At 64.1% G+C, this 18,219-nt stretch carries 13 protein-coding genes and 1 pseudogene; 7 read left to right on the top strand and 7 right to left on the bottom strand.

Annotation, left to right across the window (positions count from 1 at the left end; all coding sequences use genetic code 11):
• The first annotated feature begins 216 nt into the window (after positions 1-216).
• From zwf to edd, 3 genes are all read left to right on the top strand, one after another.
• Entirely contained in the window at positions 217-1,686 is a 1,470-nt protein-coding gene (gene zwf / locus ACFOJ9_RS04695; protein ID WP_378977150.1) for a glucose-6-phosphate dehydrogenase, read from the top strand.
• The gene (gene pgl, locus ACFOJ9_RS04690; protein ID WP_378977148.1) at positions 1,668-2,384 is read left to right on the top strand and encodes a 6-phosphogluconolactonase; all 717 of its coding nucleotides are present in this window, start codon (positions 1,668-1,670) and stop codon (positions 2,382-2,384) included. The genes zwf and pgl overlap by 19 nt, the downstream gene beginning before the upstream one ends.
• A gap of 70 nt (positions 2,385-2,454) precedes the next feature.
• Complete coding sequence (gene edd / locus ACFOJ9_RS04685) at positions 2,455-4,278, top strand: phosphogluconate dehydratase (RefSeq protein ID WP_378977146.1); 1,824 nt, start codon at positions 2,455-2,457, stop codon at positions 4,276-4,278.
• A 67-nt stretch (positions 4,279-4,345) separates the two neighbouring features.
• Here the strand turns inward: edd and ACFOJ9_RS04680 are convergent.
• From ACFOJ9_RS04680 to ACFOJ9_RS04665, 4 genes and pseudogenes are all read right to left on the bottom strand, one after another.
• Positions 4,346-5,634 (bottom strand): annotated as a pseudogene (locus ACFOJ9_RS04680) (vWA domain-containing protein).
• A 114-nt stretch (positions 5,635-5,748) separates the two neighbouring features.
• Positions 5,749-6,711, bottom strand: coding sequence for a GlxA family transcriptional regulator (locus ACFOJ9_RS04675; RefSeq protein ID WP_013530232.1), 963 nt, complete (start codon positions 6,709-6,711; stop codon positions 5,749-5,751).
• A 56-nt stretch (positions 6,712-6,767) separates the two neighbouring features.
• On the bottom strand, positions 6,768-7,667 hold the full coding sequence (folD, locus tag ACFOJ9_RS04670; RefSeq protein WP_378977144.1) for a bifunctional methylenetetrahydrofolate dehydrogenase/methenyltetrahydrofolate cyclohydrolase FolD: 900 nt from the start codon (positions 7,665-7,667) through the stop codon (positions 6,768-6,770).
• Positions 7,668-7,847: 180 nt separating this feature from the next.
• Entirely contained in the window at positions 7,848-10,403 is a 2,556-nt protein-coding gene (locus tag ACFOJ9_RS04665) for a GumC family protein (RefSeq protein ID WP_378977142.1), read from the bottom strand.
• Between the two features lie 198 nt (positions 10,404-10,601).
• Between ACFOJ9_RS04665 and ACFOJ9_RS04660 the strand changes: the two genes are divergently transcribed.
• Positions 10,602-11,897 carry a lipopolysaccharide biosynthesis protein gene (locus ACFOJ9_RS04660; RefSeq protein ID WP_378977140.1) on the top strand — a complete coding sequence of 432 codons (1,296 nt, stop codon included), beginning with the start codon at positions 10,602-10,604 and terminating at the stop codon, positions 11,895-11,897.
• A 78-nt stretch (positions 11,898-11,975) separates the two neighbouring features.
• Here ACFOJ9_RS04660 and ACFOJ9_RS04655 read toward each other — a convergent pair whose 3' ends face one another.
• The 3 genes from ACFOJ9_RS04655 to ACFOJ9_RS04645 are packed head-to-tail and all read right to left on the bottom strand — an operon-like array spanning position 11,976 to position 14,844.
• Entirely contained in the window at positions 11,976-12,899 is a 924-nt protein-coding gene (locus tag ACFOJ9_RS04655; protein ID WP_378977138.1) for a DUF6492 family protein, read from the bottom strand.
• The gene (locus ACFOJ9_RS04650; RefSeq protein ID WP_378977136.1) at positions 12,896-13,678 is read right to left on the bottom strand and encodes a WecB/TagA/CpsF family glycosyltransferase; all 783 of its coding nucleotides are present in this window, start codon (positions 13,676-13,678) and stop codon (positions 12,896-12,898) included. The genes ACFOJ9_RS04655 and ACFOJ9_RS04650 overlap by 4 nt, the downstream gene beginning before the upstream one ends.
• Positions 13,675-14,844 (bottom strand): glycosyltransferase family 4 protein, encoded by a 1,170-nt coding sequence (locus ACFOJ9_RS04645; protein WP_378977134.1) that lies wholly within the window; start codon positions 14,842-14,844, stop codon positions 13,675-13,677. The genes ACFOJ9_RS04650 and ACFOJ9_RS04645 overlap by 4 nt, the downstream gene beginning before the upstream one ends.
• Before the next feature lie 171 nt (positions 14,845-15,015).
• Between ACFOJ9_RS04645 and ACFOJ9_RS04640 the strand changes: the two genes are divergently transcribed.
• The 3 genes from ACFOJ9_RS04640 to proC are packed head-to-tail and all read left to right on the top strand — an operon-like array spanning position 15,016 to position 18,205.
• Complete coding sequence (locus ACFOJ9_RS04640; RefSeq protein WP_378977132.1) at positions 15,016-16,014, top strand: glycosyltransferase family 2 protein; 999 nt, start codon at positions 15,016-15,018, stop codon at positions 16,012-16,014.
• Positions 15,983-17,329: an O-antigen ligase family protein gene (locus ACFOJ9_RS04635; RefSeq protein ID WP_378977130.1), complete on the top strand. Its 1,347-nt coding sequence runs from the start codon at positions 15,983-15,985 to the stop codon at positions 17,327-17,329. Before ACFOJ9_RS04640 ends, ACFOJ9_RS04635 begins: the two co-directional genes overlap by 32 nt.
• A gap of 60 nt (positions 17,330-17,389) precedes the next feature.
• Entirely contained in the window at positions 17,390-18,205 is an 816-nt protein-coding gene (proC, locus tag ACFOJ9_RS04630) for a pyrroline-5-carboxylate reductase (protein ID WP_378977128.1), read from the top strand.
• Positions 18,206-18,219: the final 14 nt, after the last annotated feature.

The following is an 18,219-nucleotide window of genomic DNA, read 5'->3' as shown; positions in this document are numbered from 1 at the left end:
GCCATCGCCGATTTCTCCTTTGGCTTTCGCCTTGATCCCGCTCTATGCTGCAACTGCGAAGGCTTCCGGAGCCGCGCCTGTCGACAAGCCTCCGGGTCATCGGACTGTCAAGGGGCAGGCGCATACACCCAGATGTGACACCGTGGCACTGGAAAATTTAAATCGATTAGATTATATCAGCCGCGTACTTGCGACCGGCGTCAAAGCGGACAGACCATGACCAGCCAGATCATCCCCGTCGACCCTTTCGACTTCATCATTTTCGGCGGCACCGGCGATCTGTCGGAGCGCAAGCTTCTGCCGTCGCTCTATTATCGCCAGCGCGACCATCAATTCTCCGAGCCGACGCGCATCATCGGCACGTCACGCTCGAAGATGAGCGATGAGGAATTCCAGGCCTTCGCCAAGCAGGCCATCTCCGAGCACGTCAAACCGGCCGATATCGACGCCAAGGAACTGAAGACATTTCTGGCGCGCCTTTCTTATGTCTCGGCCGATGCGACAAGCGGGGCCGGATTCGACAAATTGAAGAAGGCGATCGGCGACAGCGACAGCATCCGCGCCTTCTACCTGGCAGTGGCGCCGGCGCTGTTCGGCGATATCTCGCACAAGCTGAAAGAGCACAATCTGATCACGCCGAACTCGCGCATCGTGCTGGAGAAGCCGATCGGCCGCGACCTTGCCTCGGCGCAAGCGCTCAACGACCTGGTCGGCGACGATTTCCACGAAAGCCAGATCTTCCGCATCGACCACTATCTCGGCAAGGAGACGGTGCAGAACCTGATGGCGCTGCGCTTTGCCAACGCGCTCTATGAGCCGTTGTGGAACTCCGCCCATATCGACCACGTGCAGATCACCGTGGCCGAGACCGTGGGTCTGGAAGACCGCGTCACCTATTACGACAAGGCCGGCGCGCTGCGCGACATGGTGCAGAACCATATTCTGCAGCTCTTGTGCCTCGTCGCCATGGAAGCGCCGTCGTCGATGGACGCCGACGCGGTGCGCGACGAGAAGCTGAAGGTGCTGCGGGCGCTGAAGCGCATCAACGGCAACGAGGCGCCGAAGCACACCGTGCGTGGCCAGTACCGCGCAGGCGCCTCGGCCAGCGGAGCTGTAAAGGGCTATGTCGAGGAGCTTGCCCACGACAGCAACACCGAGACCTTCGTCGCCATCAAGGCCGAGATCGGCACCTGGCGCTGGGCGGGCGTTCCGTTCTACCTCAGGACCGGCAAGCGGCTGGCGACGCGGGTTTCGGAAATCGTCATCGAATTCAAGCCGATCCCGCATTCGATCTTCGGCGACAGCGCCGGGCCGATCTTCGCCAACCAGCTGGTCATCCGGCTGCAGCCGGACGAAGGCGTCAAGCAGTTCATCATGATCAAGGATCCGGGTCCGGGCGGCATGCGGCTGCGCCAGATCTCGCTCGACATGAGTTTCGCGCAGTCCTTCGACGGCCGCGCGCCGGACGCTTACGAACGGCTGATCATGGATGTCATCCGTGGCAACCAGACCCTGTTCATGCGCCGCGACGAAGTCGAGGCGGCCTGGAAATGGATTGACCCGATCCAGAACGCCTGGGAAAGCGCCCGACAGGAAGCGCAAGGCTATACGGCGGGCACCTGGGGCCCCTCGGCCTCGATAGCGCTGATCGAACGTGACGGGCGGACATGGCACGAGAGCAATTGAACAGCGCCGCCTATAGCTGGAACGGCTTCGCCGAGCGCCAGGAGCTGGCGGCCGCCCTCGCCGGTCATGTCGCCGGTCGCCTGACCAAGGCAATCGCCGAGCGCGGCACAGGGTTGCTCGCCGTCTCCGGCGGCAACACGCCGGCAAAATTCTTCGCCGCCCTTTCGGCGATCCCCATCGCCTGGGACAAGGTGATCGTGACGCTGGTCGACGAACGTTTCGTGCCGGCCTCCTCGCCGCGCTCCAACGCCGGGCTGGTGGCCGCCAATCTCTTACAGAACGCGGCCAAGGCAGCGCGTTTCGTGACGCTCTATCACGAAGCCACCAGCATCGAGGATGCGGCGTCCTCCGACAATGCGGCGCTGCAGTCACTGCCCTGGCCGCTCGATGTCGTCGTGCTCGGCATGGGGCCGGACGGCCACACCGCCTCGTTCTTTCCCGATGCCGACGACCTGGCAAGATTGCTCGACCCGTCCTCCGACAGGATCGTGCTGCCGGTTCATGCGGCAAGTGCGGGCGAGCCGCGGCTGACCCTGTCGCTGGCTCGCATCGTCGATGCCGGCTTCATCGCGCTGCACATCGAAGGCGAGGACAAGCGCACCGCCTTCGACAGCGCGGTTGCGCCCGGACCGCGAAAGCCAATTCGCGCCGTGCTCGACGCCGCGCGCAAGCCCGTAGAGGTTTTCTGGGCCCCCTGATTTGACTTGCTGGGGGTCCCGGCAGACAGCCGGATTGTGTTCCGGGACCTCGCCTGAAAGGACCGACACCATGACCGCCAGACGCGACATCGAAGCCATCACCGAGCGCATCCGCCAGCGTTCAAAGCCAGGCCGCGAGCGCTATCTTAGCCGCATCGCCGAGGCATCGAACCGCACCGCCAACCGGGCCGTGCTGTCGTGCGGCAATCTCGCCCACGGCTTTGCAGTGTGCAGCCCCACCGAAAAGCTGGCGCTGGGTGCCGACAAGGTGCCGAACCTCGGCATCATCACCTCCTACAACGACATGCTTTCGGCGCATCAGCCGTTCGAGACCTTTCCGGCACTGATCAAAGACGCGGCGCGCGAAGCCGGCGGCATCGCCCAAGTGGCCGGCGGCGTGCCGGCAATGTGCGATGGCGTGACGCAGGGCCAGCCCGGCATGGAGCTGTCGCTGTTTTCGCGCGACGTGATCGCCATGGCCGCCGCGATCGGCCTGTCGCACAACATGTTCGACGCCGCCGTCTATCTCGGCGTCTGCGACAAGATCGTGCCCGGGCTGGTGATCGCGGCGCTGACCTTCGGCCATCTGCCGGCGGTGTTCATTCCGGCCGGGCCTATGACGACCGGCCTGCCGAACGATGAAAAGGCCAAGGTTCGCCAGCTCTATGCCGAGGGCAAGGCAGGTCGCGCCGAACTGCTGGAGGCCGAGTCCAAGTCCTACCATGGACCGGGCACCTGCACCTTCTACGGCACGGCGAATTCCAACCAGATGCTGATGGAGATCATGGGCCTGCACACGCCGGGCGCTTCCTTCGTCAATCCCGGCACACCGCTGCGCGAGGCCCTGACCCGCGAGGCGACCAAGCGGGCGCTGGCGATCACCGCGCTCGGCAATGCCTATACGCCGGTCGGCCGGATGATCGACGAGCGTTCGATCGTCAACGGCATCGTCGGCCTGCACGCCACTGGCGGCTCGACCAATCACACCATCCACCTGATCGCCATGGCGGCGGCCGCCGGCATCGCCATCACCTGGCAGGATATTTCCGATCTTTCGGAAGCGGTGCCGCTGCTGGCGCGGGTCTATCCGAACGGTCTCGCCGACGTGAACCATTTCCACGCCGCCGGCGGACTCGGCTTCCTGATCCGCGAACTGCTTGACGAAGGCATCCTGCACGAGGATGTGCAGACGGTGTGGGGCGAAGGCCTGCGGCCCTACGCGGTCGAAGCAAAGCTTGGCGCCGACGGCAGCGTCGTGCGCGAAGCCTCGCCGCGGACAAGCGGCGACGAGAAAGTGCTGGCGCCTTTCAACAAGGCGTTCCAGGCGACCGGCGGTCTGAAAGTGCTGTCGGGCAATCTCGGCCATGCCGTCATCAAGACTTCCGCGGTGAAGCCGGAGCGCCGCGTCATCGAGGCGCCGGCCAAGGTCTTTGACAGCCAGCAAGGGCTGAATGAAGCGTTCAAGGCCGGCACGCTGACCGGCGATTTCATCGCCGTCATCCGCTTCCAGGGGCCGAAGGCCAACGGCATGCCGGAACTGCACAAGCTGACCACCGTGCTCGGCATCCTGCAGGATCGCGGCCAGCGCGTGGCTCTGGTCACCGACGGGCGCATGTCGGGCGCCTCCGGCAAAGTGCCGGCAGCGATCCATGTGACGCCGGAAGCGGTCGAGGACGGGCCGATCGCCAGGATCCATGAGGGCGACATCATCCGGCTGGACGCCGATGCAGGCACGCTGGAAGTTCTGGTGCCGGCAGGCGACTTCGCACTGCGCCGGACGGCGGATGCCGACCTGATCGGCAACGAGTTCGGTTTCGGCCGCGAGCTGTTCGCCGGGTTCCGGCAATTGGTCGGCCGCGCCGATCATGGCGCCAGCGCCTTCGGCACCGCTTGACGCAGTTCTGCGTAGTTCATGAAAAAGGGCGGCACATGGCCGCCCTCTTGCGGTTGTGCATACGATTCTATTGCACGGTTAGCTCGGCTCGCTCGCCGGCCTTGACCGTCACGTTGCCTTCTTTCGAACTGTTGTCGGATTTCTCCGAGACGACGGCGTAGTCGCCCGCCGGGATCGCTGCCTGATACTTCTGGTCGAATGCATAGCCAAGCGACTTGCGGTTGCCGTTGATGTCCTTCTTGGCCTCGAAAATCTCGATCTTCGAGGCTCCGGGCGCGGTGACCGCCAGCACGCCGGCATTCATTGCGATCTTCAGATCCTGAAATTCGCCGACCTTGACAGTGAACGGCTGCTCGACGACGGCGAGATCAACCGTCGCAATCAACACATAGTCATCGGGCGGCAGATCGAACTTGCTGTCGGGTCCGTAGGCATAGGTCACCTCGTCCCTGGTTCCATCGATCTTCTTTTTTGCCTTGAGCACCTTGAAGCCGATGCCTGAACCGTCCGCCTTGTCGCCGCCGGCAATATAATAGGCATTGGCAACGACATGGCCGACACCGGCAATCATGTCCTTTTCCACGGTCTTGCCGGCAGCCAGCGGAATCGTCTCGGTAGTCACGCCCTGCCCGATCGTGACAGTCACTTTCTCGTCGCCGGCGGGCAACACGGCTTTCGTGGTCCCATAGAAGGTGGCGGGCATGTCAGCACCAGGATAGTCGATGACGACAGCCGCGCCATCGCTGTCTCGACAAGCGCCTCCTGCAGCGCCTTCTCGTCGGAGGCCTGGATGTATTTGCCACCGGTGTTTTCGGCAAGGCAAGCGATCTGCTTGCCTTCATCGGCGGTGAGGCCGAAGCCGACGACATCGGCGGTGAAGTCGACGCCGGATGCCTTAAGCTCCTTGCCAAGCGCGCAAGGGTCACCGCCGCATGTTTCGAGCCCGTCGGTGATGAGCACGACGGTTGCCTTGTCTTCGGTGTATTTCAACGCTTCGGCTGCCTGCTTGACGGCCGCCGTCAGCGGCGTCTTGCCGAGGAATTTCAGGCTGTCGGCGGCGGCCGAGATGGCGCTGGCCGAACCTGCCTGTGGCGGCACGATCAACTGGATATCGTCGCAGCTGCCTTTTTCGCGATGGCCGTAGGCCATGAAGCCGATCTCATCGTCGCCGGGGACAGATTGAAGCACGGTTCTGAGCGATTCACGGGCGATTTCGAGCTTGGGCTTGCCGTCGATCTGAGCCCACATCGAGCCGGAGGCATCGAGAATGATGATGACCTTGTTTGCGGCAAAGCCGAATGTCGTCATCGACAAAAGGAGGATCGCCGCAGCGACGCTCCGTGCAAGTCCCGCCATCGATATCTCCTCAAATCCGCCCCTGATCCGGGCGGGAAAGCTATTTGACGCGGCGTCAGGACACAAGTCCGGGCACGGCTGTGAGGGGCCGAATGCCAAGAAGCGAAAAACCGCTCAGTAGGTCGTGCGGCGCTCTTCCGAGGGCGGCCTGCCGAATTGCAGCCGGTAGCTCTGGGCGAAGTAGGAATGCGAGGTGAAGCCGGTCGCGATCGCCACGTCGAGGATCGGCATGTTGGTCTGGCGCAGCAATTCGCGCGCCCGCTCCAGCCGCAGCCGCATATAGTAGCGGCCGGGCGTGACGCTGAGATGACGCAGGAACAGGCGCTCGACCTGGCGCACCGACAGGCCGGCGGATTTGGCCAGTTGCACCGCCGACAGTGGCTCGTCGAGGTGGTCGGCCATCAGTTCGACGATGCGCCTGAGCTTCTCCGACTTGCCGGTGAGGTCGCGTTCCGGCCCGACACGCTGGCGGTCTCCGGCCGAGCGGATGCGTTCGTGCTGGAACTGGTTGGCGACGCCATTGGCGAGGTTCGAGCCGAAATCGCCGCGCACGATCTCCAGCATCAGGTCGATCGAAGTGGTGCCGCCGGCACAGGTGTAGCGCTTGCGATCGATCTCGAAGACGTTGCCCGTGCAGTTGATGTCGGGGAAGCGCTCGACGAAGCCGGCGCGGTTTTCCCAATGGATGGTGCAGCGATAACCTTCGAGCTGACCGGCCTCGGCCAGCAGATAGGAGCCGACCGACAAGGCACCGAGCGCATTGCCGCGCCTGCCCCAGCTGCGCAAAGCCGCCAGCACCTTGCTCTTGCCGGGAAATTCCGTCGTCAGCCCGACCGAGACGAAGAGGATGTCGACCGGCGGCAGGTCGGCAACGGCATAGTCGATCTTGAGCGGCAGGCCATTGGAGGCCATCACCGGATCGCCGTCGGCCGACACCGTGGTCCAGCCGTAGAAGTCGCGGCCGAGCAACCGGTTTGCCGACCGGAACGTATCGATCGCCGCGGCCAGCGAGAACATGGAGAACTTGTCGACCAGCAGGAAAGCGAACTGCCGGCCGCCTTGAACGGGGTCAGTCATGACCGGCCGTTCCAAGGGAATAGTTGGGTTCGGCAAAGCTGCGGCTTTCTGGCGGGTCAGAAGGACGGCCGTTTCAATCCGGCCGCAAGGTAGGCAGAGGCTAACGTATTGGCCATCAGCATGGCAATGGTCATCGGGCCGACACCACCGGGCACCGGCGTGATGGCGCCCGCGGCCTCGGCCGCTTCGGCATAGGCGACATCGCCGACGAGGCGCGACTTGCCCTCGCCCTTTTCCGGCGCCGGAATGCGGTTGATGCCGACATCGATGACGGTGGCGCCTGGCTTCACCCAGTCGCCCCTGATCATCTCCGGCCGGCCGACCGCCGCGACAAGAATGTCGGCGGTGCGGGCAAGTGCCGGCAAATCCCTGGTACGGCTGTGTGCGATGGTGACGGTGCAGTTGGCGGCAAGCAGGAGATTGGCCATCGGCTTGCCGACGATGTTGGAGCGGCCGACGACGACGGCATTGAGCCCGGACAGGTCCTTGCCGCGTACCCGCTCGATCAGGAGCATCGAACCGGCCGGCGTGCAAGGCACGAAGGCAGTCTCGAGTTCACCGGTGCCGAGCTTGCCGACATTGATGAAATGGAAGCCGTCGACATCCTTTTCCGGCGCGATGGTCTGGATGATCTTGCCGGCGTCGATATGGGCCGGCAACGGAAGCTGCACCAGGATGCCGTTGATGGCTGGATCGGCGTTGAGGTCGCCGATGATCTCAAGCAATGCCTGTTCAGAGGTTTCGGCCGGTAGCGTGTGCTGGACGGAATGAAAGCCGCATTCCTTGGCGGTGCGCGACTTGGAAGCGACATAGACCTGGCTGGCCGGATCCTCACCGACGATGACCACGGCAAGACCCGGCTTGGCCTTGCCTTTGGCAACAAGCTCGGCCGTCAGGGCCTTGACCGTCCGCACCACGTCTTCGGCAACACTCTTGCCATCAATCACTTCGGCCATGGACCATCCTCAACACCAAAATGCCCAAGCGCGTCGCTTCCGGAAGCGACGCGCTTTTTGATCTTTCACAGCGTGGCATTTTCACGAAAATTCCAACACGCAATCCCGCCAAAGCGCCGTCCCATGCCGTTTACGCGAAACCGGCATGTTTTTGTGCGGCACCGCGAAGAATCTTGTGGCTCAGAAGTAACGGCGGCGCGCGCGGCTCTCGGTAAGTTCGCGAACCGCTTCGCGGAATTCGCGCAGGCTGGCGCGGATTTCCTCGATCGGGGCCTGCTGCTCGACGTCCGGCGCGGCCCGCGGCGCCTCCACCGATGGCTCGTGCGGCTGAGCTGCCTGCCGCGGCGGGATGGGCTGGGGCGGATAGAGCGCGGAAGCAGGCTGAGGCGGATAGGGCAGCTGCCCGGCATTGGGGGCCGGCATGGACTGAGGATAGGGATAGCCAGGCTGCTGCGTATAGCCCAATGGCTGCGCGTAGGGGTAGAGCTGAGGGCCCGAATAGGGCCGCTGCGGCACCATGTGAGGCGGCGATGGCGGCTGCGCCATCTGCCGCGGATGGGGGGCCTGACCGCCGGGCTGGAAAGGCGGCGGCGGGTAGGCTGCCGCAACCGGCTGCCGAGGCGCGAAAGCCGGCGCCGACTGGGAATAGGCGGGGTACGCCGGATCCTGCGTCGGCTTCACGTTTTCAGCAGAGACCCACTCACCAGTGTCGAAGGGCTCCTCCGGGGATGGCGCGCGGGACACGGCCTTGTGCAGCCTTGACAGCAACGCGCCGATCCGGCCGGGACCTTCGGCCGCCGGCGCGGTCACGGCCTGCTGGACAGGCGGTGGTGCCGCGGGCGGTGGCGGCGCAGGCGGTGGTGCCAATGATTGCGGTGCTGGTGGTTGCGGTGCCGGCGGGGGAGCCGCCCGGTATGGCTTGTCCTCGTAAGGCTTCCGGCTTTCGTCCATGCTGCGGTCGCGGCGTGATCGCGAATTGGCGGTGTCACGCAGGCTCTCATAGGCGCCACGCATGGCGCCGAGGCCAATGCCGGAGGCAAAGCCCAGCAGCAGGCCGGCAAGCGCCACCACGACCCGCGACGGCCCGTTCGGCTCGAGCGGCGCGAAGGCCTTCGAGATCACATTGATGTTGGCGGTGTTGATGTCCTTCTGCTCGCCGGTCTCCTTGGCGCGCAGCAGGTATTGTTCATAGACGGAACGCTTGGCGGTAGCCTCGCGCTCCAGTTCGCGCATCGACACCAGGTCGCTGTTGACGTCGCCGCTGCGGACCTTCAGCTGCGCCAGACGAGAAGCGAGATCCTGTTCGAGCTGGACGGCACGCTTGAGGTCGACCTGCAGCGAGGAGCCGATGCGGCGCAACTCCGCGGCGATGCGGTCGCGTGCGCCGGTAAGCTGGGCATTGAGCGCCTGGAGTTCGGGGTGACGCGGGCCGAACCGGATGGCGGCGCGGTCAGCCTCCTGCTTGAGCGACGCATATTGGGAACGCAGATCGCTCATCGTGTTGGAGTTGATCTCCTCCGGCAAGGTGCCGGTGAGAACGGAGTTGACGTCGACCGAACGCGCCGAGGCCGCCCGGGCGTTGAGTTCAAGCGTCCGAGCGCGCGCAACCGACAGCTGTTCATTGAGCTTCAGCATCTCATCGTCGCTGATGAGGTGGCCCTGCGCGTCGACAAGGTCGTGCGAGGCCCTGAAATCCTCGACCTTGCGCTCGGCCGCCTCGACGCCCTTGCGCAGCTCGTCCAGTCTTGCCGTCAGTTCGTCGGTGGCGCGGCCTGCGGTATCGGACTGGATTTGGCCGAAGGTCTGCAGGAAGACATCCGTCATCGTGTTGGCGATCAGAGCCGATTTCTCGCCATTTTGCGTTGTCGCGCTGACGGTGATGACGAAGGTCTTGCCGCCGCGCTCGACCGAAAGGCTCTCAGCCAGATTGCCGACAGCCAGCGCACGGCGGCGGGTGTCGTCGACACCGCCCGGTCCGTCATTGCGAGACAGGACGGAGCGGATGAGCGACATGACGCTGAGGCCGCCGCCTTGCCCATTGAATTCGGGGTCGTTGACCAGATTGAGCTTGTCGACGACCTTGTTGAGAACAGTGCCCGACGTCAGCACCCGGACTTGGTTTTCGACGATGGCCAGCGTGGCGTCCGAGGCGACGACCGACTGGGTGAGGTCGCGGTCGGTGAGCTTCAGGTCGCGTGGATCGACGATCAGCTCGGTGGTGGCTTCGTATTTCTTCGGCGTCGACAGCGCGATGGCAATGCCGAGCGCGGCGCCCAGTATCGTCGTCGTCACGATCAGCAGCTTCGACTTGCCAACACCACGGACGACCTGCATCGGATTGATCAGCGGCTTCCACTGCTGGCTGTCGGCGCTATCGTTGCGGGATGCCGAGGCCTCGCCTGAATAGTAACGTTCGGATGTGCGATCGGAAGCGCCTGCGGTTTCAGCAGACTGTGTCCGTGGTGTGGTTTGCGCAGGGCTCACCGACGAGGCTGGCTCGTAGCCAGCCTGATACGCGTCTGTTGCGACCGGATCCGACAGCTTCGGGTTCGTCCGCGTTTCGCGCCGTGAACGGGCGAGACGATGGCGGGTGGCGGCATCCTCGCGCCATGACGGGTCTGCCCGATCCCCGATCGAGACCAGAGACGCGTCGGGTTCGTCGCCGCGCACAGCCTGGCCAAGCGCCAACAACGAGCGCTCGCGTTTCCAGTCTTCGCGGTTTTCCCTGTCGACCATCGTCTGGAACTTTACCCTTGGCGACCTGCGAACGGCGATTGGCCATTCGTTAAGCCACGCTAAACAGGCATGGAAAACAAAAGGTTAATTTTGCCGCGCCGTAGCCGTGGTTTCTCTCTTCGGTTGCATCTATTTTCGACGCAACCTTAGGCCCCAGAACGGCACGTTAAGTTTTCCGGCCTAGGCTCTCCATGAGACATGACGCAGGCCAGTGACATACCGCAAAGGCGGCCCCTCGCCCGGATCGGCAGCTTTTTGGCCGAACGACGGGGGCTGCTTCGCGACTATTTCTCGGCGATCAGCGGCGCCGGTGGGCGACTGGTGTTTTCACTCGCCTATTTCATCGCGCTGGCCAACACGCTGTCCATTTCCGAGTTCGGCATGTTCGCCACCGCATCGGCGGCCGGCGTCATGCTGTCGCGCATCCTCGCCTTCGGTTTCATCTCGGCACTCTATCGCACCGCCACCATCCGCCCCAATCTGATCGGCACCTTCACCGCCGGCTTCCTGCTGCTCGGCTTGCTGTCGTTGCCGCTGCTGGCGGCGGCCTCGTTCGGCGTCTATCTGATTTTCTTCGCCGACACCGTGCCGCTGTCGGTGTTTGCGGCAATCGTCTTTGCCGAGGCGCTGCTGTGGCGGCCGGTGGAGGTGGCGCTGATCGTAAACAACGGTCTGGGCAAGTTCGGCCGCGCCGCGCTGCTGGCCATCCTGGCGACGGCGTTGCGGGCGCTTGGTGCGGTGCTGTTCATGTTCTCTGCGCAACACAGCGTCTGGATATGGTCGTGGTTCTATATCGGTGCCAATGCCGCTTCGCTGCTGATTGCATTCGGCTTCTTCTACCCGCGCCAGCGGCTGCGGCTGCGCATCGAGCTTTATCTCAGGCGGCTTGCCGATTCCATCTACGTGGCCGGCGCCGAGGTGCTGTTCTATCTGCAGATGGAGTTCGACAAGCTGCTGGTTCTGGCGATCGGCGGCCCGCATCTGGCCGGTATCTACGCCATCATCATGCGGCTGGTCGACCTGACGGCCATTCCGATCCGCACCTTCTCGATGATGCTGGTGCAGCGCATGATGCGCGCGCCGGAACTGCTGTCGCGCCTCGCGGTCAAGAGCGGCATCGAAGGCGGCGTGTTCGCTGTCTCAACGCTGGCGCTGCTGGCGCTTGGCATCGTGCTGCATTTCTTCCCCAACGCACTCGGCAAGAATGTCGCCGAGGCCGCCCCGCTGGTGGTGCTGGCGATCTGCGTGCCGGGACTGCGCAATCTGGTCGAATACCAGGCCGAGCTTTTGTTCGCACGCGGCCAGACGCTGGTGCGGGCGCTCAATCTCGGCTTGCTCGCCGCACTGAAGGCGCTGCTTTTGACCTATGTGCTGACGACCATCCTCGACACGCCGAACCTGGTGCTGTCGCTCAATGTCGTCTTCCTGCTTTTGTATCTCGCCTCGACGCTGCTCACTTATTCGGCGATGCGTAAGCCGGCAAAGGCGATCTAGGGCCTTCTCATTTGCACATGATCTCGGACAAACGGAAACCGTTTGTCCGAGAAAGCCGGTTCCCGCTTTTCGGATGCTCTAATCCAGCCCGATCAAACGTCGGATGCGGCCGATATCGGTGCCGATGAAGGATTGCATGCCGATCGCCACCTGCTCCGGCGCCATGGCGGCGACGAAGCGGCGAAACTCGTCGTCCGACAGCGCCTCGCCGGTCCAGTGGACGCGACAGAACTCCTCCGAACCGTGGAAGTGACCGGCGCCCTGCAGCAGATCGTCGACGTAGCGTCCGTAGATCATGCATTCGGAGAATCTGCGCGCCGAGCCGATGACCTCGACCCAGCTGCGACCATGGACCTTCTCGATCTCGCCGCACATGGCCAGCACGGTGTCGCGCCGCCAGGCGATCAGCGTCGAGATGTAGTCGTGGACCGATGTCCGGGACGGGTCGATGCCGAGTGCCGACCCGGCGTTGCGCGACCAGATGCGATGCTCTTCATGACCTTCGTTCGCCAGCACGCCGTCGCGGCGGAACAGCCGCGCCTTGCCGTCGCGCCAGAAGGCGCCACAGTCGAAAGGTTTGAGGAAGGCGACGTCGGAATCGCAGAAGATCAGCACGTCTTCGGATGCGTGTGCTGATATGGCGATGCGGCGCAGCTGCTGCACATGCCAACCGCGCAGCGGCTGCGTCTTCAGGCTGAGCCAGACGCGCCGGCGAAACAGGCTGAGCGGGTCGTCGAAGGCATGCAGCCAGCGTGGCAGCAGATCACGCTCATCGACGACCGTGCGGCGGCCGGTCTCCAATTGGCGAAACAGCCTGACGTCGCGATGTTCGACCAGAATATAGTGGTGCGCCGCGCCGGAAACGTGGCGATCAAGTGTCTCGCACAGCAGGCGGCAGCGCTCGAAATCGGGCGCGTAGCTTGCCGTCACGATTGCCGCCGTCGGTATCTGCCGAAGCGGGCTTGGTTCGACAGCGGCGCCCGGAACGAACCTGCTGTTCACTGGCTGTCTCCCGCGGCTTCGGGTGTCCGTGACAATCTCTGCCTGGCAACACGCAGCAGGAACAGGGGATTGCCGACCACGTAGCGGCGCCACAGGCGGCCCGGTTCGACAGCCAACCGAAACAGCCATTCGAGCCGCAGCCGGCGCATCCACAAGGGTGCCCGGGGCACCGCGCCGCTCAGGAAGTCGAGCAACGCGCCGACGGCGATAGGCAGCGTGCAGTGGCGTGCGTCGATATGGCGTTCGATCCACAATTCCTGGCGCGGTACACCCATGGCGACGAGCAGCACGTCAGGCCGCAGCGCGGCGATCCGGTCGACGATTTCCGATTCCTGCGAAGCGGGGAAATAGCCGTCATGGATCACCACGAAGCTGTGCTGCACGGCCAGAGCCGCCAGCTTGACCGACGCCGCTTCGGCGTTGACGCGCGTCGCGCCGAGCAGCCCGACGGTCAGCGGCGTTGTCGAGGCCTGCAGGAAGGCAGGGACGAAATCGGTGCCGTTGAGGTTGTCCGGAAACGGCGCGCCGTAAAGAAGTCTCGCCGCCAGATCGACACCTATACCGTCGGGCAGGATGAGGAAATCATCGAGCGCCTCGGCGAAGACCGAGTCGGCATAGGCGAGGTTAGCGTTGTGGGCGTTGAGGAAACTCACCTTGGTGAAGCGCCGCTCGGCAATCAGGCGGTTCAGCAGGACGATGGCATCGCTCCAGCGGATCGCAAGCACCGAGATGCCGAGGATCGTCTTCAACGTGTCGGCGCGGGCGGCATGCATGTTCATGCAAACGCCTCCTGCCTGACAGGCCCGAGCTTTTCGAGGCCGAGCCGGATGGCGGCATCGAGCGCCTTGACCTGCGAACGCCGGAATGCGCTGCCATCAACATCGCGGATGTCGGCCGCCGCGGCTTCGAGAGCCCTAGCAAAGGCGGCTGGATCATCGGTGACGATGCAATTGGCCGGGCGGTGGCCGATGCCGCGCAGCGAGCGGCTGGTGGCGACGGATGGCAGGCCGAGTTCGAAGGTTTCGATGGTCTTCAACTGGACGCCGCTGCCGGCGGTGCTGATCAACGGGATGACGGCAGCGCTACGCACGAAGGCCTGCGCGTCGGGCACGCGGCCGACAAGTTCGACACCCGGATGCTTCGAGGCGACGCCCGAAGGCATGTGGCCTGCGATGCGGATGCGGAAATCGGGCCGCAGATGCGGCACCACCTTATCCAGGAACCAGTCGAGGCCGATGCGGTTCGGATGCCAGGTCCAGGTGCCGATCAGGGCGGCGTCGCAGTCGATGCGGCGCGGTCCTTTCGGAGGCGTCTGAGCACCGGTCACCAGTGGCAGCACCGCCGAGCGGTCGTCTGAGGCGACACCGAGTGCGGCGCGGTCTTCCTCGGCCAGGGTGAAGACGAAGCGGGCCCGGCGGTAGAGACGCTCTTCCACGGTCTTGAGCAACTTCGCCTCGCGGCGGAACAACAGGCGCTGGAAGAGGCTGCCGGCGGCAGCGGCGTTCTCCCGTGCCGAAAGATGCTCGACATTGTGGGCAACGAAGATCGAAGGCCGCTCAGTGAACAGCTTTTCGAAGGCGCCGGCGAACTGCACGGAATTCAGCACGTAGCCGTCAAACGGTCCGGCGCGCTCGACAGCGGCAAGTACATCGCAATCGGACACGGCGCGCAACTTGACCGACGCGAAGGTGAGGCCCGAAAGCAGCGCCTTGCCGACCCAGGCCAGCTTTTGCCGTGCGGAGGCATTGTCCGTGCGCACGTCGATCGCACCCAGCACCACGGTGTTTTCGGGATCGGCCGCGAGTTTTCCCGGCCAGGTGAAGCCGATGACGGTGACGCGCGCGCCAGCGCGTCGCAAGGCGGCGATGATCGCAGCGTTGGCGATCTCGTAGCCCGAGGCGAGAGCGCCGTCGGGCACGATCGATGTGGCGAACAGCAGATGCATCTCACCTATCCAGTGGTGTAGCCGGTAGCAAAGTGCGGTGAACCCTTGATTAAGCCAGCACATTCGACGACCGAAAGCCCCTGTCTGGCGGGCTTCTCCGTGCAAGGTGATTAACGAAACCTTATCACCGTGGTGCTACCAGAGCCCAACTCACCATGTGGCTGGACACGGATGATCCCTTTGCCATCGGACGGTTCGGTATCAATCGCTGGACGCTCGCCGCGGCTTGACGTCGAGGCCGTCGAAGCGGTCGTCACCTTGCCGACCTTCAAGCGGCCCGAGCAGGTGCTGGAAACGCTGGCGTCGCTGCGCGCGCAGCAAACCGGCAGGCGCTTTGCCGTCATCGTCATGGAAAACGAAGCCGAGGCGCGAGCCGGCGCCAAGGCGGTACTGCCGCTGTTCGAGCGCGGCGAGATGTCAGGTCTGGTCATCATCGCGCAGGAGCGCGGCAATTGCAGCGCCTACAATGCCGGCTGGCAGACAGCGATCCTGCAATTCCCGAACTTCAGGCATCTGCTGGTCATCGACGATGACGAGATTGCCGACCCACAGTGGCTGGAACGGATGTGCACGGCAGCCGAGACGCTCAGTGCCGATATCGTCGGCGGCCCGCAGGTGCCCGTGTTTGCCGATCCCGCCCATGCGAGATGGGCCGAGCATCCGGTGTTCGCGCCGCCCTATCGAGAAACAGGGCGCGTGCCTGCGCTCTATTCCTCCGGCAATCTTCTGGTCGGGCGCAACGTGCTGATCGCCATGGGTCCGCCCTTTCTCGATCTGAAATTCAACTTCATGGGCGGCGGCGATTCCGATTTCCTGAGCCGGGCGGCACAACGCGACTTCGTGCTTGGCTGGTGCGCTGAAGCGGAAGTGCAGGAAACCGTACCGGCCCGGCGTGTCGAAGCCGACTGGATCCGCGCCCGCAGCCTGCGCAACGGCGTCATCTCGACATTGGTCGAAAAAAAGAAGCGTGCCGGCACGCCGCTCGCCGGCGCCAAGGTCTTGCTGAAGAGCCTGGCGCTGCTTGCCGCCTCGCCGTTTCGCGGCCTGATCCGACTGGCGCGGACAGGATCGCCGGCGATCGCCATCTACCCCGTCCATGTGGCGCTGGGCCGCGTGCTGGCCGAATTCGGATATGCCAATGAGCAATACCGCCAGCCTGAGAAAAACTGAGCGCGCCCCGCTCAGCGCCGCGTTCACGCGCGAAGGCGTGGCCACTGCCATTGCGGCGCTGCTGTTCACCGTCATCATGGTGTCCTTCCGGCCGTTCCAGCCGGCCGGCGCCGAACTGACCGGTCAAGGTGGCGACATCGTCAATCAGCTTGGCTTCAGCTCGCTCGGTGCCATATCGATCTTCTCGCTGATGGCCTTTGCCGATCCGCGCGTGCTGCGCTCGCTGCTCAGCCCGTCCTGGATGCTGATGCTGGGCTTCTTTTTCCTGTCGGTGGTGCTGGCAACCGACCCGCCTTCGGCCATGCGCGCCGCCTCCTTCACGCTGATCGGCATCCTGACGATGGCGACGATCCTGGTGCTGCCACGCGACGCCGAGGCCTTCTCAAAAGTCATCATCTTCACCGCCGTCGTGGTCATGGGCCTTTCCTATCTCGGCCTCATCGTCTTTCCGCACGAGGCGATGCACACCGCCGACTCACAGGAGCCCGAACATGCCGGCCTGTGGCGCGGCGTGTTCACTCACAAGAACATCGCCGGCCCGATCATGGCCTGCCTCAGCTTCGCAGGTCTGTATCTCTACCGGCGCGGGCAGCGATACTGGGGCGCCGGGATCTTCTTCGCAGCCATGATCTTCATGCTGCACACCGGCTCAAAGACAACCGCCGGCCTGGTGCCATTCTCGATCCTGATCGTGATGTTTCCAAGCCTGATAGGCATGCGGCTCGGCACGCCGATCCTGTTTGCGCTGGCGATCATCGCCACGGCGGTCGGCACGCTGGGCATCGTCTTCCTGCCGCCGATAAAACATCTGGCGGCGATCTATTTCCCCGACATGACCTATACCGGCCGCACGACGCTGTGGGAGTTCGCCGGCAGCATGCTGGCGAAGAAGCCATGGACCGGCTACGGTTATGAAAGCTTCTGGGGCACGCCGCTCTTGCTCAACCAGGACCAGCCCTTCGACCGGCCGTGGGACATCAGAACCATCGTGCACGGCCATGACGGCTATCTCGACATCGCCGTGCTGATGGGCATTCCGGCACTTTGCGTGGCGGTCTACACCTTCCTCATCGCGCCGTTGCGCGACTACATGCGCATTCCGCTGCGCAGGGAAAACATCTTTCTCGGCGACTTCTTCATGATGGTGGTGCTGTTCACGGCGCTGAACGCTTTCCTCGAAAGCTTCTTCTTCCATCGCGGCGACCCGGTCTGGCTGTTCTTCGTGCTCGGCGTGCTTGGCCTCAGGCAAGTGTCGCTGCGGCCGATCGCGGTGCGTGATCCCGATCGCGGCACGCGATCTTTCCGTCCATCCTGACAGGGCTTCCCCACGGAAGCGCTAGCGTCTATGTGAAGGCCTTCCTTCGGAGGGCTTTCGATGACGATCAGGCTTGTTCTCGCCGGCTGCGGCAATATGGGTTACGCCATGCTCTCGGGCTGGCTGAAATCCGGCAAGCTTGCGCCATCAGCGGTCTTCGTGGTCGAGCCCAATGCCGATCTACGCAATCGCGCCGCAGCGTTGGGCTGCGGCACATCAGCCGATGCCGGCGATATTCCAGCAGACGCCGTGCCCGATCTCGTCGTCATCGCGGTGAAGCCGCAGGTGATCCGCGATGTCACCGCCGCCTACAAGCGTTTCGGCGATGGCCGCACCACCTTCGTCAGCATTGCCGCCGGCACGCCTACCGCCACCTTCGAGGAGATCCTGGGCAATCGCGCGCCGGTTGTGCGCTGCATGCCCAACACGCCCGCGGCGATCGGCAAGGGCATGATGGTGGTGTTTTCCAACCCGCTCGTGTCTGATGACACCAAGCGTTTCGTCGCCGACCTGCTGTCGGCGAGCGGTGAGGTAGCCACCATCGACGACGAGGGCCTGATGGATGCGGTGACCGCCGTATCGGGATCGGGGCCAGCCTACATCTTTCATTTCATCGAGGCGCTGACCGTGGCCGCCGAGAAGGCCGGGCTGCCGACGGCGACCGCCAAGCTGCTCGCCATGCAGACCGTCTACGGTGCTGCCTCGCTCGCCGCCGAAAGCGGCGAGGAACCGGGCGTGCTGCGCCAGCAGGTCACCAGCCCCAAGGGGACGACGGCAGCAGCGCTGGCGGTGCTGATGGGTGAGGACCGCCTGACCAATCTGCTTACCCAGGCAGTCGAGGCAGCGCGGTTGCGATCGATCGAGTTGGGCAAATAGAGCGGATGTGTCCC

Origin of the sequence: Mesorhizobium cantuariense (assembly GCF_042647205.1) — a bacterium.
In the GTDB taxonomy this organism is placed as follows: domain Bacteria; phylum Pseudomonadota; class Alphaproteobacteria; order Rhizobiales; family Rhizobiaceae; genus Mesorhizobium; species Mesorhizobium cantuariense.
The sequence above is the reverse complement of the archived record's forward strand: the minus strand, read 5'-3'. Positions and strand labels throughout refer to the sequence as shown.